Here is a 23,160-nt window from a genome sequence, read left to right on the forward strand (position 1 = left end):
ATGACCAAAGAACTCGCCGGCAAAGTCGCCATTGTCACCGGCGCAGGCCGCAATATCGGCCGCGCGATCGCGCTGACGCTGGCGGAAGGCGGCGCGTTCGTCGTGGTGAACGCGCGCAGCAACCGCACCGAAGCGGAGGCAGTCGCCCAGGAGATCGAGGCCGCCGGCAGCAGGGCGGTGGTTCATATCGGCGACGTCGCTGATGCTAACGCAGTGCAGGCCATGGTGGATGCCGCCGTGCAGCAATTCGGCCGTATCGATATCCTCGTCAACAACGCCGCGCTGCGGCGCGAAAAGCCGTTCGCCGAGATGGACTATGCGGCGTGGCGCGAAATCCTCGACGTGACACTCGATGGCGCGTTCCACTGCGTGAAGGCCTGCCTGCCGGCGTTGCGAAAGTCCGGCGCGGGGACCATCGTCAATATCGGTGGCCTCAGCGCGCACACGGGGGCAAAAAATCGCGCGCATGTAGTGACGGCGAAGGCTGGCATCATCGGCTTGACCCGCGCGCTGGCGCACGACCTCGCTGATGACGGCATCACCGTGAACTGCGTGGTTCCCGGCCTGATCGGCACGCCGCGGCCGAAGGATAAGCCGGAGCCGGCGCATCACTTGACCCATCAGACCATCAGCGGCAATCGGGGACTGCCGGAAGACGTCGCCGCAACCGTGCGTTTCCTGTGCGGGCCTGGCGCGCGCTACATCAGCGGGCAGGCGATCCATACGAATGGCGGCGCCTATTTGGGCGCCTGATGCATGGCTAAAGGCCGTTTTTGCAGACGTACTGTCGGACAAACCCTCTCGGCGACCGAGGTGTTTGATGTTACCTAGAAACGCATGAACCAGCATGCCAAGGTCGATATCCGCCATTCCACCTGTCCGCACGATTGCCCGTCGGCCTGTGCGCTCGATATCGAAGTGATCGACGGGCGCTCGATCGGCCGGGTCCGCGGCTCCAAGCAGCAGACCTATACGGCGGGCGTCGTCTGCGCCAAGGTGGCGCGCTACGCCGAGCGCATTCATCATCCCGACCGGCTGCTCTACCCGATGCGCCGCACCGGACCGAAGGGCTCCGGTCAGTTTGCGCGGATTTCCTGGGATGAGGCGCTGGACGAAGTCGCGGCGCGGTTCGATCAGGCCGAGCGTGAATTCGGTGCTGAGTCGGTCTGGCCCTATTACTATGCCGGTACCATGGGGCTCGTCATGCGCGACGGCATCAATCGCCTGGCGCATGTGAAGAAGTACTCGCGCTTCTACTCGACGATCTGCGCCAACATCGCGCGTGTCGGTTTCGCCATCGGCACCGGCAAAATCGCCGGCGTCGATCCGCGCGAGATGGGCGTCTCCGATCTCGTCGTGATCTGGGGTACCAATCCGGTGAATACCCAAGTCAACGTGATGACGCATGCCTCACGTGCCCGCAAGGAGCGCGGCGCCAAAATCGCGGCGGTCGACGTCTACAACAACGACACCATGAAGCAGGCCGATATCAAGATATTGCTTCGGCCGGGGACCGACGGCGCGTTCGCCTGCGGCGTCATGCACGTGCTGTTCCGCGAAGGGTACGCGGATCGCGCCTATATGGATCATTATACCGACTGCCCCGACGAACTCGAGGCGCATCTGGCGACGCGCACGCCGGAATGGGCTTCGAACATCTCGGGCGTACCGGTCGAGGAGATCGAGGCGTTTGCGCGCCTGGTCGGCCAGACCAAGCGCGCGTTCTTCCGCCTCGGCTATGGCTTCACCCGCAGCCGCAACGGTGCCACGCAGATGCATGCGGCGCTGTGCATCCCGGCGGTGACGGGTGCCTGGCAATACGAAGGCGGCGGCGCATTCTTCAACAATGCTTCGATTTGGCAGTTCAACGAATCCATCATCGAAGGCCACGATGCGATCGATCCCACGACCCGCTGGCTCGACCAATCAAAAATTGGGCGCATCCTGACCGGCGATACCGACGCCTTGAAGGGCGGTGGTCCGGTGAAGGCAATGTTGATCCAGAACACCAATCCGGTGACCGTCGCCCCCGAGCAGGCGCTGGTGCGCCGGGGCTTTGCGCGCGAGGACCTGTTCGTCGCAGTGCATGAGCAATTCATGACCGAGACGGCGGTCATGGCCGACATCGTGCTTCCAGCCACCATGTTCATGGAGCATGACGATCTCTATTACGGCGGCGGCCACCAGCATATTTCGGTGGGCGCGAAGCTGATCGACCCGCCCGGCGAGTGCCGTTCCAACCATGAGGTGCTGCAGGGCCTCGGCCGCCGCCTCAATGCCGTGCATCCCGGATTTGAGATGACGCCGCGCGAACTGATCGACGCGACGCTGAAGAGGAGCGGTCACGGCGACATCGAGACGCTGGAAGCGGATCTGTGGCGCGATATCCAGCCGGATTTTCGAACCTCGCATTATCTCGACGGTTTTGCGCACCCGGACAAGAAGTTCCACTTCAAGGCCGATTGGGCGAATCCTCCGTCCGGCAAGCCTGGCCTCGGTCCGTGGGAGCAGATGCCGTCGCTGCCGGACCACTGGACGGTCATCGAGGAAGCGGATGAGGCGCATCCGTTCCGGCTCGCCACCAGTCCGTCGCGCAGCTTCCTCAATACCAGCTTCAACGAAACCCCGTCGTCGATCGCGCGCGAGGGCAGTCCGACCGTCATGATCCATCCCGAGGATGCGGCGTCACTCGGGATTGCCGACGGCGATGCCGTCATGCTCGGCAACACGCGCGGCGAAACGACGTTGACCGCGCGGCTATTCGACGGCCTGCGCCGTGGCGTGCTGGTCGCGGAATCCATTCATCCCAACAAGGCTCATATCGGTGGTCAGGGCATCAACATGCTGACCGGGGCCGAAGCCGTCGCGCCGGTCGGCGGCGCGGCGTTTCATGACAACAAGGTCTGGGTGAAAAAGGCGACGTCAGCCAGTGGGCGCAAGCGTTAGATCGCTCTTGCAGTCCACCGTCATCCTGCTGCAAATGCTTGCCACGGCAAAAAGGCGAGCGGGACAATGACCGACATGACGAGTGTGATAAACGAAAAGCGCGGGCAGGCGTTCTGGATCACCATCAACCGCCCGGACAAGCGCAACGCCATCAATGCCGATGTGGTCGCTGGCATCGCCCGCGGCTATCGCGACGCGCATGACGACAAGGACGTCCGCGTCATCGTCCTGACAGGGGCAGGTGACAAGGCGTTCTGCGCCGGCGCCGACCTGCAGAACAGTGGTGCGGCCTTTGCGATGGACTATTCGCGGCCGAATGTCGATTACGCCGATTTGCTGAGGCTGTCGCAAAATGCCACCAAGCCCGCGATCGCGCGGGTCGGGGGCGTCTGCATGGCCGGCGGCATGGGCCTGCTGTGCATGACCGACATGGCAGTCGCTGCCGATCACGTCATCTTCGGGTTGCCCGAGGTGAAAGTCGGCGTATTCCCGATGCAGGTATTGAGCTTGCTGCAGTCCATCGCGCCGAAGCGGCTGGTCAGCGAGTGGTCGCTGACCGGCGAGCCGTTTGATGCGCACGCGGCACTGGCTGCCGGGCTCCTGAACTACGTGGTGCCGGCGGCCGAACTCGACGCCAAGGTCGACTGGCTGGTCAGCCGCATCGTCGACAAGTCGCCGACGGCGATCCGGCGCGGCAAATATGCGATGCGGGCGATCGCCTCGATGTCGTTCGACGAAAGCATCGCCTATACCGAAAGCCAGATTGCGCTATTGGCGATGACGGAAGACGCCAAGGAAGGGCTGAGGGCTTTCAGCGAGAAGCGAAAGCCTGCGTGGCCCGGCAAATAGCTCGATTGTAAGTCCGCGAAGGCAAGCTGACGCCTTCGACCACGCAAGGAATGGAGGCTGAGACCGTCAGGGGACTCAAGAGCCCGCAAACCGAAGCGGTCTTATTTCTCGGTCATCAACATTAGACCCCAAGCCATGGTCGCCAATACCGGGATGGCCAAGAGGGACGGCTGGCGGCAAAGGCTCGCCGCCATCGAGCAGGCGGGGCCACCCGACCACCCATTGTCGTGAGCCAGTCCGACGAAAATGATCGAAAGTGTGGCAAGGGCTACAGCGATGACGATCGCGGAAATTCCAAGGGTACGCATAGTCGGCACTCGAAAGGGTAGGCACTGGAACAGATTGAAGTGGAACCTGAGCCGAATTCTGTCGCGATTAGGACGGTTCCATAGCGGCTCACGGACAACACCGGGGCAGCTATAAGCGCGCAGCGGACAGCTAAGTGTCGATTCTCATGCAACATTGTCGCAAGTTCCTTGCTCGAAATTACTCGAATCCCGGACCCGGCTCCGCTCAGAATATGGGAAATAATACCTCGCTATTCCAACGACATCGTGCTTTGAAATCTCATTCCCGAGGGGGGCTGCCTCGGGCAATTGCCAGCCAAAGTCCTCGAACATCAACAAATGCACCAGCGATCTTCACCAAAATCCTTTCCTGCTTTTCTTAGGCGATGAAATGAAAAGACCAGCGATTTTCTTTGATCGAGATGGAGTGCTCAATGAGGACCACGGCTATGTTTTCGAGATTAGTCGGCTGAAATGGATTGAGGGAGCGCGCGAAGCGGTCAAACTTGCCAATGGTGCTGGATATTTTGTGTTCGTGATTACTAACCAGTCGGGAGTAGCTAGAGGTCTTTACGAGGAAACTCACGTAGAAGCGTTGCATAAGTGGATGGAAAATGACCTGGCCAAGATCGGTGCGCACATAGATGCATTCGAGTACTGCCCTTACCATCCCGAGGCAGCGATAGAGCGATATCGTCGAGTAAGTCCGCGACGCAAGCCTGCACCAGGGATGATCAAGGATCTCGTGGAGCGCTTTCCGGTGGACGTCAGTCGCAGCATTCTGATAGGCGACAAGCCCACCGATCTTGAAGCAGCGCAGGCTGCTGGCATAAAAGGGTATTTGTTTCCGGGGCACAACTTAGCGCAGTTTTTGAAATCGATATTGGCGCTAAACAGGGATCTGCATTCGTTGTAGCATCAGATGTGTCGATCGAGGCCGGCGCGGAGGACACTCCGCGCTCGCTCGCTAAGCCGAATCCCCATGACCGGTGCGGATCGTCTTTCGCGATCGAAATCCGCAACGGTGCGGCGGAAGCCGATGCCGTTTCGATTGCGGTGAGCTAGCGTTCTCGCAGCGCGCGAGGCGTCAGCTAAGTGAGATCAATTGACGACGCCCGACCGTTACCCCGCATTTGCCTTCAGTCCGACGGCCTCGATGCCGGCGATCGCGCAAGTCTCGTCATTATCGGACGTGTCGCCACTGACGCCGATTGCGCCGAGCAACGTCGTGCCGTCCATGATCAGCACGCCGCCCGGCACCGGCACTAGGCGCCCCTGTGCCAGCGCATTCACCGCGCCGACGAAATAAGCTTGCTCCTGGGCCCGCTGGAACAATGCGCGCGATCCCATGCCCATTGCGAGCGCGCCATAGGCCTTGCCGTGCGCAATCTCGGCCCGCATCAGGCTGGTGCCGTCCTGCGCCGCCGTGACCTTCACGCAGCCGCGGGCGTCCAGAATGGTTATGACCAGCGGCTTCAGCTTCTTCTCGACGCCTTTGGCAAGCGCGGCATCGAGAATCTTGCGGGCGACGTCGAGAGTGAGCTCAGCCATAAATGAATTCCTTTGCGATTAGGCAGGATTAACGGTTGGATTGCGCGCTGTCGAGGCTCATCGCGAGCACCCGGGCGACATGCAGTGATGCACGGTTGGTGCCATCCTTGATCTGATGGCGGCATGAGGTGCCGTCGGCAACGATCAGCGTGGCGGTATCGGCGCGGCGCACCGCCGGTAGCAGCGACAGCTCAGCCATCTCCATCGAGGCCTGATAGGTGTCGGCGCCGTAGCCGAAGGCGCCAGCCATGCCGCAGCAACTGGACTCGATAGTTTCGACGCCGAGGTCGGGAATGAGACGCAGCACCTTCTCGACCGGCTTGAACGCGCCGAATGATTTTTGGTGGCAGTGGCCATGCACCAACGCTTTCGCCGGCATGGCGCCAAGCGGCAGCTTGAGCCGGCCGGCCTCTGCCTCACGAACCAGGAATTCCTCGAACAGCAATGCATGCGCGCTGACGCTCTTGGCGTCATCGTCCGAGCGCAGCGACAGCAGTTCGTCGCGCAGCGTCAGGAGACAGCTTGGCTCCAGCCCGACGATCGGCACGCCGCGCGCGGCGAACGGCGCATAGGTGGCGACCAGCCGGTTCAACTCGCTGCGCGCCTGATCGACCAGACCCGCCGAAAGGAAGGTCCGCCCGCAGCACAGCGGCCGGGCGCGATCCGTCGGTCTCGGCAAGTGGACACGGTATCCGGCTTCGACCAGAACGCGTAGCGCAGCGTCGAGATTCTCCCGCTCGTAAACACGATTAAACGTGTCGGCGAACAGCACGATCTCGCGGCCATCTGCCGGACCGAAGATCTCGGCTTCCGGCCTGAACACGTCGCGGCGGAACGCGGGCAGGGCGCGCTTCGTGCTGATGCCGGCAAATTTTTCGAACAATTTGCGCAATATCGGACTGCTGTTGCGGCAGTTGGCGATCGAAGCGAAGCGGGACGCCAGGTCCGCGTAGCGCGGCAGATAGCCGACCAGCCGGTCGCGCAACGAAAGACCATGTTTTGCCGCGCGTGCAGCCAGCACCTCGATCTTCATCTTGGCCATGTCGACGCCGGTCGGGCATTCATGGCGGCAGGCCTTGCAGGACACGCAGAGCTTGAGTGTCTCCATCATCTCGTCGGAGGCCAGCGCGTCAGGACCCAACTGTCCCGAGATCGCCAGTCGCAGCGTATTGGCGCGGCCTCGCGTAACGTCCTTCTCGTTGCCGGTCGCGCGGTAGGACGGGCACATCACGCCGCCCTCGAGCTTCCGGCAGGCGCCGTTGTTGTTGCACATCTCGACCGCGCCCTGAAAGCCGCCGCCGGCGCCCGGATAAGCCGACCAGTCGAGCACGGTCTTGAGCTCAGCCACACGATAGTCCGGCCGATAGCGGAACAGCGAGCGGTCGTCCATTTTTGGCGGATCGACGATCTTGCCGGGGTTGAGCAAATTGTTCGGATCGAAGCGCTGCTTGACCTCCGTGAAATCGGCAACAATGCGCGAGCCGAACATCGCTTCGTGGAATTCGGAGCGAACCAGTCCGTCGCCATGCTCGCCGGAGTGCGAGCCCTTGTACTCGCGCACCATCTCGAATGTTTCTTCGGCGATGGCGCGCATCGCCTTGACGTCCTTCTCAAGCTTCAAATTGAGGACGGGCCGCACATGCAGACAACCTTCGGAGGCATGCGCATACATGGTGCCGCGGGTGCCGTGCTTGGCGAAGATGGCGTTGAGCCGCTCGGTGTAGTCGGCGAGGTGCGGCAGTGGCACGGCGCAATCCTCGACGAAGGAGACCGGCTTGCCCTCCTGCTTCATCGACATCATCACGTTGAGGCCGGCGGCGCGAAAATCGGCGATGCCGGTCTGCAAGCTTGGCTCCGTGATCTCGACCACGCCGCCCCATTTGCGCTGCGGCTTGTCCCAGCCAAAGCCGAGATCGGCCATGAGTTCGCCGAGTTGCTTCAGCCGATGCAAATTCTCGGCCTGATCTTCCTCGGCGAATTCGACGACCAGCACCGCATCGGGATCGCCGCGCACGGCCATGGCGATGATCGGCTGGAACATCGCGATTTCGCGGCCGAGCGCAATCATGGTGCGATCAACCAGCTCTACCGCAATCGGCCGCAGCTTCACCAGATGCTGGGTGGCATCCATCGCCTCGTAGAAGCTGCCGAAATGGCAGACGCCCACCACCTTGTTGCGAATGACAGGCCACAGCTTGAGCTCGACCTGCGTTGTAAAGGCAAGCGTGCCCTCGGAGCCGACCAACAGGTGCGCCATGTTGTTGGGCGCGTTGCGCGGCACCAGGGCATCGAGATTGTAGCCGCCGACGCGGCGCTGCACCTTTGGAAACCGCTCGGATATCTCGGCGGCCTCGCGCTCGCCGAGATCGAGCATGTCGCGGAACAGCGCAAGCCCGCTCTGGGGCGAATTCACCCGCGCGAGATCCCGCGGCACTTCGCCGAAATGCAAAAGCGTGCCGTCGGCCAGCGCCGCATCCATCGACAGCGTGTTGTCGCGCATGGTGCCGTAACGCAGCGAACGGCCGCCGCACGAATTGTTGCCGGCCATCCCACCGATGGTGGCGCGGGAGGCGGTGGAGACGTCGACCGGAAACCACAGCCCGTGCTTCTTGAGCTGGCGGTTGAGATCATCGAGCACGATGCCGGGCTCGACCACGCAGGTGCGGTTTTCTACGTCGAGCGACAGGATGCGGTTCAGGTGTTTGGAGAAGTCGACGACGATCCCGTCGTTGACCGTCTGGCCGCACTGCGACGTCCCGCCGCCGCGCGGCGTGACGATCCGGCCCTCATCCCCAGCAATGTCAAGTGCCCGCAACGCCTCGTCCATGGTCCGGGGCACCACCACGCCGAGTGGCAGGATTTGATAGAAGGAGGCGTCAGTCGCGTAGCGGCCGCGGTTGAAAGCGTCGAACAGGACATCGCCCGTCATGTTCGACCGCAGGCGTCGCTCGAGCGTTGAGGCGTTCTTCATCCCAAATCCAAAGTGATCCAAGGGAGGCTACCCCTTCGACACGGTTATGCACTTTTTCGTCGGATGAACTAGCTTATGAATTCATAATCGGCAAGGCTAGTCCCCGGCGGCCGTGGCTGCGGTGGTCTCCCGTGCTTCAGCCAAGTGCTCGATAGCGGCGGTCCGCTTGTTGCGCAAATGCTCGAACAGGATGTCGCTCAGCTCGCTTCCGGCGCGGCGACGCAGCGCATCCAGGATCGCTTCGTGCTCGCGCATGGCCTCCGCCCAGCGCTGCCGCTTGCGGGCAAAGTTAGCGGAGTAGCGGACGCGGCGAATCCGGCCGGCGAAGTTGGCGTAGGCCGCGCGCAGGGTCTCGTTGCGCGCAGCGGCGACAATGCTCTCGTGGATGCGCTGGTTGATCTGAAAATAGCCGTGCATGTCGCGGTGCAGGTAATGACCATACATTTTGTAGTGCAGCCGCTCGATTTCCGCGATTTCCTCGTCGGTGATGGCTTCGCAGGCAAGGCGTCCGGCCAGGCTTTCCAGGCCGGCCATCACGTCGAAAAGCTCCTCCAGGTCGCGCTGGCTGAGCTGGCGTATCCGCGCGCCGCGGTTGGGCAGGAGCTCGATCAGGCCCTCAGCGGCCAGAACTTTCAGCGCTTCGCGCAGCGGCGTTCTTGAAATGCTGAGCATTTCGCAGAGCTGCCGCTCCGGAACCCGCGCGCCTTCCGGAATGTTGCCCTCAACGACATAGTCGCGAAGGCGCAGCAAAATTTCCCCGTGCAGTGATGGTTCCTGCCGGTTGGCGCCGCTGCCGGACGCGGATTGGGCGATCGGCGCCCCATCTTCGGGAATCATTGATTTCATTTGCATAACCGTAGTTTGGCAAATCTGCGGCGTCGACGTTTCAGATCGAATGCCAAATTAGCATTGAAAAGATAAAAAATGAATGCAAAATGAGGCCGGCGCTATCAGGAGGCGGGGCCTAGTGGGAGGTTTTCATGCAGCAAGGACGTCATTTTCTGCAGATTCCAGGGCCTAGTCCGGTCCCGGACCGCGTTCTTCGCGCGATGGACATGCCCGTGATCGACCACCGCAGCGCCCAGTTCGCCGAACTCGGGCGGGCCGTGCTCGGCGGCAGCCAGAAGATTTTCCAGACCTCGGGACCGGTGGTGATCTTCCCGTCGTCGGGGACAGGGGCCTGGGAAGCCGCCATCGTCAACACGCTATCGCCTGGCGACAAGGTTCTGATGGTGGAGACCGGCCATTTCGCGACCCTGTGGCGCCAGATGGCGGGACGCTGGGGAATTGACGTCGACTTCTTGCCCGGCGACTGGCGTCGTGGCGCTGACCCGACGGTCATCGAAGAAAGGTTGGCGCGCGACACATCGCATGCACTCAAGGCCGTGATGGTCGTCCACAACGAAACGTCGACGGGTTCGACCAGCCGGATCGGCGAAATCCGCGCCGCGATGGACCGGGTCGGTCATCCGGCCTTGCTGATGGTCGACACCATCTCCTCGCTGGGATCGGTCGAGTACCGGCACGACGAATGGAAGGTCGACGTCAGCGTGAGCTGCTCGCAGAAAGGGTTCATGTTGCCGCCTGGTTTGGGCTTCAATGCAATCTCGGACAAGGCCCGCGCTGCAGCCAAGACCAACAAAATGCCGCGGTCGTATTGGGATTGGGAGGAAATGCTGAAGCCGAATGCGAATGGCTTCTTTCCCTATACCCCGGCGACCAACCTGCTCTACGGCCTGCGCGAGGCCGTTGCGATGTTGCTTGAGGAGGGGCTCGACAAGGTCTTCGCGCGCCATCAGCGGCTCGCCGCTGCTACGCGTGCCGCCGTCAATCACTGGGGACTGGAGGTGCTCTGCCAGGAGCCAAGGGACTTTTCCCCAGTGCTCACCGCCGTGCTGATGCCGCCGGGGCATGACGCGGACCAGTTCCGCAAGGTGGTGCTCGACAACTTCAACATGTCGCTCGGCTCCGGACTGTCGAAGGTGGCTGGCAAGGTATTCCGCATTGGTCATCTCGGCGAATGCAACGAGCTGACCTTGCTCGCTGCGCTGACGGGCGTGGAGATGGGATTGTCGGTCGCGGGCATTCCGTACCGGGCCGGCGGGGTCGATGCCGCGATGAGGTATCTGGAGCAGCGTCCCCAAGGCAATTCCCCGGCGCATCTCAAGGTCGTCGGCAGCTAGCCAGCGGCTCGCGCCTGGCGGCGACGCCGCTCCAGCCCTGCTCCTTGCGCATTGACGTGCTGCGTCCGGCGGGCGACAAGCCCGCCGAATGGTGATATTCGAGCGGCTCGAAACGCCAAGGCAATACCGGGAAGGACGCCCATGACTGTGCATACTGGAAGGCATTTTCTGCAGATTCCGGGACCGACCAACGTGCCGGACCGGGTGCTGCGCGCCATGGACATGCCGACCATGGACCACCGGGGTCCCGAGTTCGCCGAGGTTGGTCATGCCGTGCTGGCGGCCATGCAGCGGGTGTTCCGCACCAAACAGCCGGTTATCATCTATCCGTCGTCCGGCACGGGCGCATGGGAGGCGGCACTCGTCAATACGCTGCAGCCGGGCGACAAAGTGCTGATGGCGGAGACTGGGCAGTTTGCCGTGTTGTGGCGCGGCATCGCTGACAAATTCAAGCTCGAAGTGGATTTCATTCCCGGTGACTGGCGTCATGGCGCAGACCTCGAGCAGATTGAGGCGCGGCTGTCGGCCGACAAGGCGCATAAGATCAAGGCCGTATGCGTGGTCCACAACGAGACTTCGACCGGCTGCGTCACCCATCCGCAGGACGTCCGCAAGGTTCTCGACCGCGTCAACCATCCCGCGCTCTTGATGGTCGACACCATCTCTGGTCTGGGATCGCTGGAATATGAGCACGACGCCTGGGGCATCGACGTCTCGGTCGCTGGGTCGCAGAAAGGCCTGATGCTGCCGCCGGGTCTCGGCTTCAACGCCATCTCGGAAAAGGCGCTCGCGGTGGCGAAGGCCAATCCCGCGATGCGCTCTTATTGGGACTGGCAGGAAGTCATCGCGATCAACAAGGCGGGCACCTGGCCCTACACGCCGGCAACGAACCTGCTGTTCGGGCTGCGCGAAGCGGTCAAGATGCTCGAGGAGGAGGGCCTCGAGAATGTCTTCGCCCGCCACAAGCGCCACAGCGCCGCGACGCGCGCGGCCATCAAGGTGTGGGGGCTGGAAACGCAATGTCAGGAGCAGGGCGCGCATTCGCCCGCGCTGACCGGCGTCGTCATGCCGGAAGGCCATGACGCCGACAACTTCCGCAAGGTCGTGCTGGAAAACTTCGACATGTCGCTCGGCACCGGCCTGAACAAGATCAAGGGCAAGGTGTTCCGGATCGGCCATATCGGACACTTCAACGACCTGATGCTGATGGGCACGCTGACAGGTGTCGAGATGGGTCTCGATCTCGCCAAGGTGCCGCATCGCGGCGGTGGCGTGCTGGGGGCGATGGAAGTGCTCAAGGGACGCGACGTCGTGGCGATGCCGAAGGCCGCCGTTGCCTGAGCCTGTTTGACCGAAACAAAAATAGAGAGAGCTGCTATGAACGCTCCGGTAGTTTCGACCGAAGACCTGATCTATTCCGTCGAGGACGGCATCGCCCGGCTGACGTTCAACCGTCCGCAGGCGCGCAACGCGCTGACCTTTGCCATGTACGAGCAGATGGCGGCGATCTGCGAGACCATCAACAACGATCGCTCGATCAAGGCGATGATCTTGACCGGCGCCGGCGACAAGGCGTTCGCATCGGGCACCGACATTTCGCAGTTCCGCGCCTTCAAGACCGCACAGGACGCGCTCGACTATGAGGCGCGGATCGACCGCGTGCTCGGTGCGCTGGAGGCCTGCCGGGTGCCGACGATCGCGGCGATTGCCGGCGCCTGCACTGGTGGCGGGGCCGGGATTGCGGCGTGCTGCGACATCCGCATCGGTACTGCGACAACGCGGATCGGCTTTCCGATCGCGCGTACACTCGGCAATTGCCTGTCGATGTCCAATATCTCCAGGCTGGTCTCGCTGGTCGGCCCCGCGCGGACCAAGGACCTGATCTTCAAGGCGCGACTGGTGGAAGCGCCGGAAGCGTTGGCGCTCGGGCTGCTCAATGAGGTGGTGCCCGATGTCGCAACGTTGCAGCGCCGCGCCGACGAGACTGCGAAACTCGTTGCGAGCCATGCGCCGATCACGCTCGAAGTCACCAAGGAAGCGGTGCGCCGCATCCGGCGGACATTGACGCGTGACGAGGGCGAGGACCTGATCCTGCGCGCCTATATGAGCGAGGACTTCCGCGAGGGAATGGACGCATTCCTCAACAAGCGCTCGCCGAACTGGAAGGGCAAATAGGGTACCCAAGCGTTCAGAACCGCGCACTATGGTTTGGCGGCCTTTTTGGCCAATTCCATACCGAGGTCGAGCGCCGCGATACCTATTCTGTCTGAGGGCGTGGTGAGGCAACGTTGATCCATCCACGCGATGATCGCATCGAAGTCGCCGCCACCCACCATGTCCCGCTCGCCGCTGATGTTCAGGCCGCTGATAAATCCAACCAGCCAGGATTCAAAGCTTCCTTTGACGACCGCATTCTTCTTGCGGTTGGTCCAAGCCGTGCAGGTTTGAGAGCCCGCACCAATTATTGAGGAGCCGGCGTCCGCGGTGGTGGCAAGACAAGCCAGGAGAAAACCAATCGCGAACGCTTTCATGTTTTTTCGCCGACCATCATTCGTCGGATCGTAGCGCAGCAGGGCGGCTACTTCTTGAGGCAGAGACCAACGGCCGGACCGGTGCCGCACTTGCCGCCATCGGGGGCACCGCCGGACGGACAGAACACCGACACCAGGTTTTCATTTGCATCGCAGCCGACCTCGCCGCTGGCCTGAACCGACCTGATGGAAGCGCCAGCCGGTCCGGGATCGCCTTTCGGACCGGGCACACCCTGCGGTCCTTGTGGCCCTTGGGGACCCTGTTGCCCTTGGGGGCCGGGCACGCCTTGCAAGCCCTGTACGCCCTGCGGCCCGGCCGGTCCTTGTGGGCCGGTATCCCCTTTCGGTCCTGGATCCCGTCCGCACCCCGCGAGGGTCAGCGCCGCACCCATGAGGGCGGTCATCAAAATCCTTCTCATTCAGTCTCTCCTCCAGATGTTTCTTGTAACGTGCATTAAACGGGCCGGCTCGCCGCCGCACAACGGAAAAGCGGCGAGATTGGATTCGGCTGTCGGTAGCTGAGGCCCTCTGCTGCTGGAAGGATTTGCACCTGATGCGAAAATCGGCAGGAGGTCGAGTTCCCGCGGGACTATCTCGAGTTGCGGATTTCAGTGGCCTTTTGATCTGATTGTGGAACGGCCGCCCGACGGCGGAAGCGCCGGCGACGAGCCAGACCGATATCTTTACGAAAGGCGCGGTGAGGCCGCTATCGTGGACCTCTCTCGCGCCTCGACAAGGGGCTGTGCGAGATCGTCTGGGCTTGATGTCAAAGCCTTCGCCCGGCCGCCAGGTGGCCGCCATGCTGCAGACCGAGGTGATGTTGCGGCTGGTTCGAAAGCTTGCGCCCGCTGCGGGGCCAACGGCATCAGGATCGCTCTGGTCGACCGCCGTGGAGAAGTTGAGGACGTGGAGGCGTAGGACCGGTGGGGTATTCAGCCAAGAGGCCGTCGACAAACTGACGAAGGGCCGCGCGGAGCCTCAGCCGGCCTTGCGCAAGCTGAAGGCCGCCCACGCCGGTCGCGCCTACTCGAACGATCAGGCGCGGGAGTACGCCCAACACGGCCGATGTCGTCGCCTGTCAACCATGGTGCACGTGATTGATACTGTTCTCGCCCAGGTGGACCCCACGATATTAAGCTTAACTCTGTGTTCGCCCGCGTCGACAACAAAATGCCCGGCATCGCTTCCGGCGTTGGGTTTCGTTCTGCGACAGATATCCCGAGCGGCTCCGGCGACAGAAAAACATAAATGTGGAAAAGCTAGGCATAGGGAAGCTAACTCGAGTTAGCTTCCCTATGCCGTTTGAAGGGTACCATTTTGCCAAATACTGTTTGATGCAGGAAGTGGGGTGGATGTGCGAAATGAACTGCCACCACAGCGACAGGAATAGAGGTAGCGATGATCGAGACGTTGGTGCCGACCGATATCCAAACTTTTCTCAAACATTTGTCCGTTGCAATCGAGCTCGATCAGGTTCGTGTCGACGCGTTGCCACGGGAGAGATTTTCGCCTGCATACAGCGATAGCATGTGGCGCGCTTGGCGGCTCGATCATCGCGTCACCATCGACGAGTTGCTGTCGACGACGGATACGATTCCACCAGCCGTGCTTGGTGAGCTCACCCGAATCGCGATCACTTATGAACCCGCACTTGTTAGGAGCGTTCTGCTGGAACTTTTCGCCGAGGTCATAGGTGGCAATTATTTGCATTATAACGCAGAGCGTTTCTTTGGTTGGCTGATCGAGCGGTTGGACGAGCAACACAAATGCGTCCCCCGCCAAGCGGACGCTCAAGCTTCAATCTTGCAATGGCTGGCTATTACCGATCCGCTGCGCATCAGCAAAGATCCGGAATGTGGCTATGGTCAGCCCTGAACAGGATGGTGTAGCCGACCGCATTCGACATCGATATCTCGGTATCAGGCACGCAATGACGCGGCCTTCCGAAGATATCTGTCATCCTGTCGAGTGTGTCGGCTGGCATCGGGCCGATCTCCATCACGCGCTCTCCGGATCCCGCAGCGTAAATTTGATGATTGCGGAGGGCCGTGTCGCGCGAGCGAAAGCTGCGGGATCGAATCCCTGTGCTTGGTCGTCGACGCCCTTGGTGATGTAGAGGAAATCGTGATCGGCTTCGACGATCACAGCAGCGGGCATGGCTGCGCACGCCGCGGTGGCGGCCGCGCCGGCGAGAAGATGGCGGCGGGTGAGGGCGGGCATCAGCGGAGCCTGTACTGTTGGAGTGTCATGAGTCGGAAAGACGGCTCCATCAGCGGCACCGACGGGCCTTCGTAAGGGAAGGCATCCAGCAGCTTGCTATGTGGCGTCTCGACATTGCACGTCATGGCGTCGACCTCCGGCGCGGGCGGCGGCGTCATCGAGCTGCTGTCGAACAGGCGGCGGTCGGCGGGCATCATCGCGAGTCCTTTCGTCTGTCCAACAGGCGTTCCAGCTCCGTGCGCCTTACATCCGCTTCCCACAGCCACGCGTAACGCCAGCCGGTATGGAAGATGTCTCGCACCGTCTGCTTTGGCGTATCAGGCGGAAGGCCGCGCAGTGCAATCTCGAGCTTGCTGGGTTGGAAACGCCAGTGACCCATGAAAACAGGAACGCGCTTTAGAAGAAGAGGCATCACAAGAAAGCTGATGAACCCGTTCCACATGATCTCCAGTCGACCGGGTCCATGGGTGTTGCCTTCGGCCACGATCATCTTCATCGTGCCCCCACCATTCTCTTGCCGGTCTCGGTCTTGAGCATCTTCGCCATCATCCAGCACGACCCCGCCGTGGTCGCGGCGACGTAGACGACGCCAGCGGCGGCGATGAGGCTGTAGCTGCCGCTCTCGATTGCCTTCCAGACGGTCGAGAAGACGAGGATCTGCGTCGCAAACCAGACGCCGTTCGAGGCGACCGACCACTTCGCGTGGTGCGCGACGTCGCCGCTGTTGCGCGACCGCGAGACGGCCGCGAAGGCGGCGTTCTGCACGAAGCTGACGGCCGCCAGGGCGACGAGGATGAGGACGGAGTGCATCAGGCGGGCTCCGATTGATCTTCGCAGCGCACGGTCCTGCGGCTTTCTTCTCGCATCCAGACATCCAGTTCGCCACCAGCGTGCTTAACCTTGACCTGTACGGCGTCTGGATGCGAGGCATCGCACTGAACCATGGTTACCTCGTCCTGAAAGTGTCGGCGCTGGACAAGTCCACCACGCTAACGCTCACAAGCTTGTCTGCCATCATCGCCTCTCCCGTTTTGATGAGGGGGCGTCACGCTCTTACACGCGACGCCCCCAATGGCCCCGACCTCCAATCATGTCGGCTGTGAACCACGCTTGCGCATGGGGAGGATTCGAACCTCATTGCTCACCCGATCTCGGCCAGCGAGGCGGAGTCGAACCGCACCACCGAGCGGAATCATCCGCGCGATCGCTGCAAGCTCCAAATGGAAAATGAATTGACTGCAGAAAATTATACGATGTTCCCGATCTGGCGCGACGTCACAGTAAAACGTAATTTGCGATGTTTATTACGTTATAATGTAATTCAGCGCATCGTCGGCTACGGCACCGCAGTTGCGGTCGGCAGCCCCTACGCCACACCTATCGCTCGTCTCTCAACTGCCACCGCCGCAAGCGCAGCCTTCCGGCGGCATCGCATCCGAGCGCCCGGCACCGCTCCGCATAGTCCGCGTCGGCTTCGTCGGGGTCGCGCTGCAGCGTCCAGACATCGTCTGCATCCGCGATCTCGCGCAGCGCCTGCTCGAGCGGATCCGGCGGCCACTCTCCGACGCGAGGTGCCTCGCGTTCGAGCAGCCTGAACGCCTTCACGATCGCCGTCTGCGCGGCGCCTGGCGACAGCGACGGGTAGTCGCGGCACATGTCGTCCACCGCCGACGATGCCAGCACGTAGCTGCATAGTATGCGGACGGGGATCCGCGTGCCGTCGAAGCATGCGGCTCCGCCCATCACGCCGTGCCGGCGTGTGACGACCTCGACCTGCAGCCAGTAGAATCCGTCGGAAGCCAGCGCCCAGGCCAGGCCGGCGTCGAGCCAGAGAACCTCCTCGGTCATCCACGTGTTCTCGAGATCGTAGATCTGATCGAGCAGGGTGCCGTGCAGCCGCGCCGCCGAGCGCCGACGGCGATATACGAAGTCCCATTCCACGAGCGTCCGCTGCGGGACGGCGGGATCGATTTCGAGCGCGAGCGGACGCCAACCCGTCTGCAGACGCTCCAGGAGTCTTTGTATCGCGCTCATTCGTCGCCCCGCTGCTTACCGAGCACCCATAGGCGCTCGTGCGTCCGCACCCATCGCGCGTGGCGGTCGAACCAGGCCACGGCACTGGTCTTGATTGCGTCGCCATCGGCGTGATCGCGGTGCTTGTGGACGTTGCCGTAGACGAGCAAAACGAATTCCTTGCCACGCCGCCCGATGCGCGCCGACCAGTTCTCCAGCTTCGGCGCGCGCAGCATCTCAATTGGCGACGGCTGCTCGCCGCAGGTGTAGCGTTCGATGTCACGCAGTAGATCCTCTTTGACTCCTTGCATATCAGTGCCTCATCGCGTGCTGGTCGCGGGCCTCGAGCGTCGCGCCGACGATCTTCTGCAGCGCCCTCATCGAGAACTTAGCCTGCGCCCAGGCCTTGCCAATCACCGCCAGCTCGTCGCCGGCGAGCGGCTCGTCGCCGGCGCGGGCCTCGTCCTCGGCGGCGAGGTCGCGCATCACGCTCGCCGCCAGCGCAGGCATATGCTGCAGCGTCGGCGTCGGCACCTTGATGATGCGCAAGCGGTCGCGCAGCGGTGCCGGCAACTTTTCAACCGAGTTCGCGGTCGCGATGAACGACACGAACGAGAGGTCGAGCTCGGCGTCAAGGCTTTGACAGCGGTGCCTGGCCGCCGTCTCCCGATCGAGGTAGGGGAGCAGCGCGTCGTGCAGCGGCCCGATGCGTGCCTGTGGCCTGAAGATTTCTCGATTTCGTCGATGAGCACGACCGGGTTCGCTGTCTTCGACTGTGCGATCGCACGAAACGGGACGCTCGGCTCAGTGTTCGACCACGATTTTGCGGAGCCGGAAAACCCCACCGCGTCTGTCGATGACGACGCATCGAAGCGGTAGACGTAGAGGCCGCGCGCAAGGTCCGCCAGCCGCCGCACCAGGCGGCTCTTGCCGGCGCCGGGACTCCCGACCAGGCAGACGGGCTTGAGGCGAAACGGACGTTGATCGCGCAAATCACGCAGCATCAGATCGACGGCCGTGACCGCGTGCGGAAACTCGGCGTGCAGCTCGGCCCGAATCCCGGCCAGATTGCGCACTGTGACGAGCGGAAGCGGGGCGTCGACCAGATCTTTGTAGGCGCTTTGCAAGTTGTTGAGCTTGGTCGCCTTATCCGCCGGCATTACGACGAGCGTCGGCAGGCCGATGTCGGCGAAGAGGGTGGCGGCCGTCGAAATGTGCGGTTCGAGTTGCTCCGCTGTCTCCGTGTCGATCCTGGAAAATTCGTTGTCTGCGCGGGTCTCGACATCGGCAATACGAAAAATGCTGACTTCACTTCCCGTCCACTCTGCTTCGGCGGCGCGCCACCAGATGCGGATTCGCTGGCGCAGGTCGGCGCCGGTGTCGGCATCGAGATCCGCACGGTCGACTGCGAATTGTAACTGCGGCAGCACGTGCCAGAACGTGTGCGGCCGCTCCGGGTCGACCGTCAGCATCGACCAGGCCAGCGCCAGCGCGCCCGTCCTTGGCGTGCCGATCTCATAGAGGTATTCGACCGCCTCCTGGATCTCGGTCTGCACAGCGAGGCGGTCGCGCAGCGCGTCGAGCATCGCCTGGCTGCGCTGCGCCCCAAGGATGGCCTCGGACGTTCCATGCAGCCATCCGAACGCATCGTCCCAGCGATCGAGCGTGAGTAGGGTGAGCGCCGGGTGCTCAGTAGCTGGCCGCATGTTGTTGTCTCCTTCGGCGGCAGCAACGATGAATCGCGTTTCACCGCGCCAGTACATGTCTGCGACCGCGAAGAAATCGTCGCCGTACGCCGCAGTGTCGTGCTTGCCGCGCGCGACGTCGTCCCACACGCGCAAGCGCGCGCGGGCTTCGCGGGTGTCGCCATCGGCGCTCACGACCACGCCGATTGCGCCAGCGACGGCGGCGTGGATCACCGACTGGTCGTCGGTCGGCCGCAGCGCCAGCAATTTCCACGCGCACGACAGAACTGGGTCGGCGACGCGCACGCGCTGGGCAAATCCGCTCAGAGTGTGGATGCGATCCAGGATCGTGACGGCTGCCTCCAGCTCGCCGACGGCGTCGAAACCGACGACCTGACGGGTTCGGTCGCTCGCCATGCGGAACGCCGCCCGCCACGTCGGCAGGCACAGCCAGCCGGCCAACAGCATGATGCGCGCGTCGACGTCACTCATCACTCGGCCTCCGGTTCAACGGACACCGGCAGCGGCGCGCTCTCGGCGCGGTCTTCGAGGACGGTCTGCAGCCAATAGGCGGCGGCCCTCGAATCCTTGATGCCGGCGGACTGCGAATCCTTCGAATCCATGCTACAAATCTCGCTGTACGAAGTTGCCATCATAGGGCTTATTGTTGCAACAAAAAGCACGCAAAAGCAAGGATTGACAGGCGTCGTGGTTAAGGATTCGAAACCCAAGAAAGCGACCAAGCGGGCGCAGGAGAAAAACCTCGGCGGCAGGCCGCGCCGGGACCCAAATACGCTCAGAACCGATCGTTTGGTGATACGCGTGCACCCGGACTTGATGACTTGGCTGGGCAGGCTTTCCGCGGAAAACGGAATCACGAGGAGCATGCTGGTGGAGAGGACGTTGGTCTCGTTCGTCAATTTGTCGCAACCGCAACCGATCCTCGACTACATGGGGCGGGAGCTGAAAAGCGAGCCGCCGCCGCAGAGCCGTCCCCTCGGCACTCCCGAATCCTTCCGCAGCATCTGGCAGCGCGCGATCGGAGGCGATCCTGCAAAGCCGCGGCGGCACCCGGCGGACTACGAGCCTCCGAGCGACGACGACCATTGATCGGTCGCTGACATTTCGAGTCTCGGAAATTCAAAGAGTCGAAGTGTCGTCGGAAACGCGAGTCATCTCAGCGACTTCTCGAATCTGTGTTGGCAACTCGACACGAGCTACCCGCGATCTCTTGATCAGAATGCGTGCGACGACACTTCGAGATTCTGATAATTCGAGAGTCGAAGTGTTGTCGATCTTTCGTCGAATTCACTCCGAGGTCTCGGACTTTCACTCGGACTTTCCCTCAAGGCTTGAGTGATGAGGTGAGGGAAAGTCGGCGATTTCTGAGTGAAAGATTTTTAGGGAGTGCTGAAAATTTCTATTCCGGATTTCTGAGAGGCGTGATCGAATCCTTGCCAGTCGCCAAGGATTCAAACCTTCGATGCTCTCGATCTCTCCCACATCTGCAGCAGTCGTCTCGGCCGTGCCAACGGCTGCATCGATCTTTGCGTTGCCAGGCGGGCGCTACGGCGATGAGAAGCCGGCACCGCCCCCGAACGCCAAGCTCATCAAGAGCACAGGTGGCGGGCTCGCTACTCTGACCGCCGACGACATTCCCTATCCCGCCGACTGGGACGAGCCGTCGTCGCACCCGCACAAGTCACCATTCGTGCATGTCCCGACCATCACACTGATGCGTGGTGACAAATCCTTCGTTGTCACCGGTCCAGTGGAGCCGGTCATGCCTCGCATGACCGAGGCCACACAGGCTGGTTGGGAACGATGGTTGGGCGACCTAGCCGCGCATGACGCGCAGAGCACGGCAGCGGGAGCGGCCGCGCACCGGGCCGTCAAAACATACTTCGAGACCCGGTCAGCCAAGCAGGAGGCTGACCGCGAGGCGAAGTACAAGCGCGCATGCGACCGGGCGTTCCGCCGTGGCCAGCCGGCTCCACCACGGCCGGTTTACAAGCCACCGCCTGACAACTGGACGATGTTCATCAAGGATCCGGAACTGCGCGCGAACATGCGCGCAGCCTCGTATTTCCGCTACAACGCACGGCGGCTGAGGCGCTACGTGCACACGCGCGGCCCTGTCGCCGATCGCGACACCGCCCGCTTCATCGAGGAGTTCAAGAAGCCAGACGGCAGCCCGTCGAAGGCATTCCGGACGGCCCTCAACATCATCTCGTTCCAGCTGTTGAGTAGCGCGCTGCCGAAGTCGCTGGTCTACGGTTACGATAAGACGACTGTTTTCTCCGCGTCCATCTCCGGCACATCCGGCATGGACGCGCGCGACATGGAGTATATCGAGAGCGACCGGTACCGTCGGTCGTTGTTCGTGGTTGATCTCGACGGCTGGTGGGCGAGCATCGAGCAGTTGCGCCGGGATCTGCGCCGGCTGCTGCCGCCAGAGTTCATGCCAAATCTGATCGTGTGTCGCGGCAGCGAGGAAAAGGGTGGAGTTGAAAACCCGCACCTGTTTTGGATGCTGCCGCCTGGCGCCCGGGTCTGCCTCGAGAATGGCAAGAGCAAGCAGAACAAGAACAAGAAGAAGCAGTTCAACCTGCACAGTATGGTCCAGAAGGGGATCGTCAGCCTGCTCATCCCGATCGGCGCGGATCCGGACCATCACAATGTCTGGAAATTTAAGAACCCGCTGTCCCCGAAGTGGAGCGTCGCGGCCTGCGACGATTCCTTCCCGACGATGAGTGAGTGGCGCAGCTTTCTGCCGACCATCACGCCCGACCAGCGCGAGATGAAGCGCCGGGCAAAGGTCGTGAAAGCCGCCAGGCTCGGCGTCGATCCTGACGACGTGACGCTGTCGTCGGCGGTCTTTAACGACGGCGTGACCTCGCGCCGGCTGTTGATCCGCGCCGCTCAGGCCTGCAAGGATCCGGCGTTCCTGAAGGCGGTCGAAACCTCGCACGCGGCGTTCGTCGATTGGCTCTACCATCCTGTCGACGGCAATGCGACCCGAAGGCTCATCAAGATCCACGGGGACACGCCGGCGGTGCGTTCAGTCCTCAAGGCGCAGCGCGAATTCGTCGTCGAGCTCAAGCTGACCCCGAAGCAGGCCAGCCAGTGGTACAATCACGGGCGCGACGCGGCACTGAACGAGGAGACCTTACCCGCTCCCGGCTGGAACGCGACGGCCGAGGAGCGCAAGGCATGGAGAGACGCGCGGAAGGGCCAGGGCGGGACGTACACCCAGCTGAACAAGCTGGCGCTCCATTGCGGCCTCATCTCCGAGGAGATCGAATCTCGAATTGCCGCCGGCGTTCCGGTGGTCAAGTCCGAGGTCGTGAATGCACTCGTGAAGGCCGGAACCGTAAAGAGATCAACAGCCTACAATCATTTCGATTACTGTCTTCAGATCGTCCAGCAGGCTCCAAGATATCAAGCAGTACATCTTGAGACACCGTCTTCGTCATCCTGTCAGCCGGTCGAAGCCACTCCTGACAGCATTCCCGAAACGGTCTCCGTCAACGAAACAACGGACGTTGAGCCGAAGGATACACCTGTCACCGTCGCTCCAGTGCTGAATCCGCCCCATCCCTACCGTCAAGCTCCTCCGTGGGTCGTGGACAAGGGCACTTTAACACGTTGGCAGGAAGCCTGTCGCATCCGAGAGATGTGGCGCCTCGTGGTCGACGAGTGGCGCAGCGCCACGCAGCACCTGCACGACGGTGACTTGGTTGATCTGGACGAGGATGATCCGATGATCCGTGCCGCGATGCTGCTCGACCGGTCCGCCTGGTCGCATCACCGTCGACATTGAGCCGATACGCGGCAGACAGCCTGCTGACACAGCCTCCCGGGATCCGGCCAACCCACAATCATCGAAACATCCTCTCCGGTGGTCGCCTGCGGCTCTCCGGC

Annotated in this window: 25 protein-coding genes; 11 read left to right on the top strand and 14 right to left on the bottom strand. The window is 62.3% G+C overall.

Going from position 1 to position 23,160, the window contains the following annotated elements:
- From V1278_RS15365 to V1278_RS15380, 4 genes are all read left to right on the top strand, one after another.
- Complete coding sequence (locus V1278_RS15365) at nt 1-753, top strand: 3-oxoacyl-ACP reductase family protein (RefSeq protein ID WP_334381359.1); 753 nt, start codon at nt 1-3, stop codon at nt 751-753.
- Between the two features lie 84 nt (nt 754-837).
- Nucleotides 838-2,946, top strand: a complete 2,109-nt coding sequence (locus tag V1278_RS15370; protein ID WP_334381360.1) for a molybdopterin oxidoreductase family protein — start codon at nt 838-840, stop codon at nt 2,944-2,946.
- 66 nt (nt 2,947-3,012) lie between these two features.
- Nucleotides 3,013-3,795: an enoyl-CoA hydratase/isomerase family protein gene (locus tag V1278_RS15375; protein ID WP_334381361.1), complete on the top strand. Its 783-nt coding sequence runs from the start codon at nt 3,013-3,015 to the stop codon at nt 3,793-3,795.
- Nucleotides 3,796-4,473: 678 nt separating this feature from the next.
- Nucleotides 4,474-4,998 (top strand): D-glycero-alpha-D-manno-heptose-1,7-bisphosphate 7-phosphatase, encoded by a 525-nt coding sequence (locus V1278_RS15380; protein WP_334381362.1) that lies wholly within the window; start codon nt 4,474-4,476, stop codon nt 4,996-4,998.
- Between the two features lie 206 nt (nt 4,999-5,204).
- Here V1278_RS15380 and V1278_RS15385 read toward each other — a convergent pair whose 3' ends face one another.
- The 3 genes from V1278_RS15385 to V1278_RS15395 form a co-directional block, all read right to left on the bottom strand.
- The gene (locus V1278_RS15385; RefSeq protein WP_334381363.1) at nt 5,205-5,633 is read right to left on the bottom strand and encodes a GlcG/HbpS family heme-binding protein; all 429 of its coding nucleotides are present in this window, start codon (nt 5,631-5,633) and stop codon (nt 5,205-5,207) included.
- Between the two features lie 28 nt (nt 5,634-5,661).
- A complete protein-coding gene (locus tag V1278_RS15390; RefSeq protein WP_334381364.1) occupies nt 5,662-8,604 on the bottom strand; it encodes an FAD-binding and (Fe-S)-binding domain-containing protein in 2,943 nt (980 codons plus the stop codon).
- A 96-nt stretch (nt 8,605-8,700) separates the two neighbouring features.
- Nucleotides 8,701-9,450, bottom strand: a complete 750-nt coding sequence (locus V1278_RS15395; protein ID WP_334381365.1) for a GntR family transcriptional regulator — start codon at nt 9,448-9,450, stop codon at nt 8,701-8,703.
- 134 nt (nt 9,451-9,584) lie between these two features.
- Between V1278_RS15395 and V1278_RS15400 the strand changes: the two genes are divergently transcribed.
- The 3 genes from V1278_RS15400 (at nt 9,585) to V1278_RS15410 (ending at nt 12,962) form a co-directional block, all read left to right on the top strand.
- Nucleotides 9,585-10,787 (top strand): pyridoxal-phosphate-dependent aminotransferase family protein, encoded by a 1,203-nt coding sequence (locus V1278_RS15400; protein WP_334381367.1) that lies wholly within the window; start codon nt 9,585-9,587, stop codon nt 10,785-10,787.
- Nucleotides 10,788-10,928: 141 nt separating this feature from the next.
- Entirely contained in the window at nt 10,929-12,128 is a 1,200-nt protein-coding gene (locus V1278_RS15405; RefSeq protein WP_334381368.1) for a pyridoxal-phosphate-dependent aminotransferase family protein, read from the top strand.
- A 36-nt stretch (nt 12,129-12,164) separates the two neighbouring features.
- Entirely contained in the window at nt 12,165-12,962 is a 798-nt protein-coding gene (locus tag V1278_RS15410; RefSeq protein WP_334381369.1) for an enoyl-CoA hydratase/isomerase family protein, read from the top strand.
- 26 nt (nt 12,963-12,988) lie between these two features.
- Here the strand turns inward: V1278_RS15410 and V1278_RS15415 are convergent, their stop codons facing one another.
- Together V1278_RS15415 and V1278_RS15420 are read right to left on the bottom strand one after the other, a co-directional pair.
- Nucleotides 12,989-13,318 (bottom strand): hypothetical protein, encoded by a 330-nt coding sequence (locus tag V1278_RS15415; protein ID WP_213253380.1) that lies wholly within the window; start codon nt 13,316-13,318, stop codon nt 12,989-12,991.
- Between the two features lie 47 nt (nt 13,319-13,365).
- On the bottom strand, nt 13,366-13,737 hold the full coding sequence (locus tag V1278_RS15420; RefSeq protein WP_334381370.1) for a hypothetical protein: 372 nt from the start codon (nt 13,735-13,737) through the stop codon (nt 13,366-13,368).
- 979 nt (nt 13,738-14,716) lie between these two features.
- On the opposite strand from V1278_RS15420, the gene V1278_RS15425 reads away from it, so the two are divergent.
- Nucleotides 14,717-15,193, top strand: a complete 477-nt coding sequence (locus V1278_RS15425) for a hypothetical protein (protein WP_334381371.1) — start codon at nt 14,717-14,719, stop codon at nt 15,191-15,193.
- Between the two features lie 123 nt (nt 15,194-15,316).
- On the opposite strand, the gene V1278_RS15430 is transcribed toward V1278_RS15425, so the two are convergent.
- From V1278_RS15430 to V1278_RS15445, 4 genes are read right to left on the bottom strand one after another with little or no spacing between them, the layout of a single operon-like run.
- On the bottom strand, nt 15,317-15,538 hold the full coding sequence (locus V1278_RS15430; protein WP_334381372.1) for a twin-arginine translocation signal domain-containing protein: 222 nt from the start codon (nt 15,536-15,538) through the stop codon (nt 15,317-15,319).
- On the bottom strand, nt 15,538-15,735 hold the full coding sequence (locus V1278_RS15435) for a hypothetical protein (protein WP_334381373.1): 198 nt from the start codon (nt 15,733-15,735) through the stop codon (nt 15,538-15,540). The genes V1278_RS15430 and V1278_RS15435 overlap by 1 nt, the downstream gene beginning before the upstream one ends.
- Nucleotides 15,732-16,034: a hypothetical protein gene (locus V1278_RS15440; RefSeq protein WP_334381374.1), complete on the bottom strand. Its 303-nt coding sequence runs from the start codon at nt 16,032-16,034 to the stop codon at nt 15,732-15,734. Before V1278_RS15440 ends, V1278_RS15435 begins: the two co-directional genes overlap by 4 nt.
- Nucleotides 16,031-16,348 (bottom strand): hypothetical protein, encoded by a 318-nt coding sequence (locus V1278_RS15445; RefSeq protein ID WP_334381375.1) that lies wholly within the window; start codon nt 16,346-16,348, stop codon nt 16,031-16,033. Before V1278_RS15445 ends, V1278_RS15440 begins: the two co-directional genes overlap by 4 nt.
- 14 nt (nt 16,349-16,362) lie before the next feature.
- Between V1278_RS15445 and V1278_RS15450 the strand changes: the two genes are divergently transcribed.
- A complete protein-coding gene (locus tag V1278_RS15450; protein ID WP_334381376.1) occupies nt 16,363-16,641 on the top strand; it encodes a hypothetical protein in 279 nt (92 codons plus the stop codon).
- 274 nt (nt 16,642-16,915) lie between these two features.
- Here V1278_RS15450 and V1278_RS15455 read toward each other — a convergent pair whose 3' ends face one another.
- Genes V1278_RS15455 through V1278_RS15475 form a run of 5 tightly spaced genes read right to left on the bottom strand, consistent with a single transcriptional unit; the run spans nt 16,916 to nt 19,859 of the window.
- Complete coding sequence (locus V1278_RS15455; protein ID WP_334381377.1) at nt 16,916-17,572, bottom strand: DUF433 domain-containing protein; 657 nt, start codon at nt 17,570-17,572, stop codon at nt 16,916-16,918.
- Nucleotides 17,569-17,862, bottom strand: a complete 294-nt coding sequence (locus V1278_RS15460; protein WP_334381378.1) for a hypothetical protein — start codon at nt 17,860-17,862, stop codon at nt 17,569-17,571. The genes V1278_RS15455 and V1278_RS15460 overlap by 4 nt, the downstream gene beginning before the upstream one ends.
- A 1-nt stretch (nt 17,863) precedes the next feature.
- Nucleotides 17,864-18,037 (bottom strand): hypothetical protein, encoded by a 174-nt coding sequence (locus tag V1278_RS15465; protein ID WP_334381379.1) that lies wholly within the window; start codon nt 18,035-18,037, stop codon nt 17,864-17,866.
- Entirely contained in the window at nt 18,037-19,728 is a 1,692-nt protein-coding gene (locus tag V1278_RS15470; protein WP_334381380.1) for an AAA family ATPase, read from the bottom strand. Before V1278_RS15470 ends, V1278_RS15465 begins: the two co-directional genes overlap by 1 nt.
- Nucleotides 19,728-19,859 carry a hypothetical protein gene (locus tag V1278_RS15475; RefSeq protein WP_334381381.1) on the bottom strand — a complete coding sequence of 44 codons (132 nt, stop codon included), beginning with the start codon at nt 19,857-19,859 and terminating at the stop codon, nt 19,728-19,730. The genes V1278_RS15470 and V1278_RS15475 overlap by 1 nt, the downstream gene beginning before the upstream one ends.
- On the opposite strand from V1278_RS15475, the gene V1278_RS15480 reads away from it, so the two are divergent.
- Both V1278_RS15480 and V1278_RS15485 read left to right on the top strand, forming a co-directional pair.
- Nucleotides 19,858-20,346, top strand: a complete 489-nt coding sequence (locus V1278_RS15480) for a hypothetical protein (protein ID WP_334381382.1) — start codon at nt 19,858-19,860, stop codon at nt 20,344-20,346. The two genes, V1278_RS15475 and V1278_RS15480, sit on opposite strands and share 2 nt — an antisense overlap.
- Nucleotides 20,347-20,719: 373 nt before the next feature.
- Nucleotides 20,720-23,059, top strand: coding sequence for a hypothetical protein (locus V1278_RS15485; protein WP_334381383.1), 2,340 nt, complete (start codon nt 20,720-20,722; stop codon nt 23,057-23,059).
- The last annotated feature ends 101 nt before the right edge of the window (nt 23,060-23,160 follow it).

Origin of the sequence: Bradyrhizobium sp. AZCC 1577 (assembly GCF_036924575.1) — a bacterium.
Taxonomy (GTDB): Bacteria; Pseudomonadota; Alphaproteobacteria; order Rhizobiales; family Xanthobacteraceae; genus Bradyrhizobium.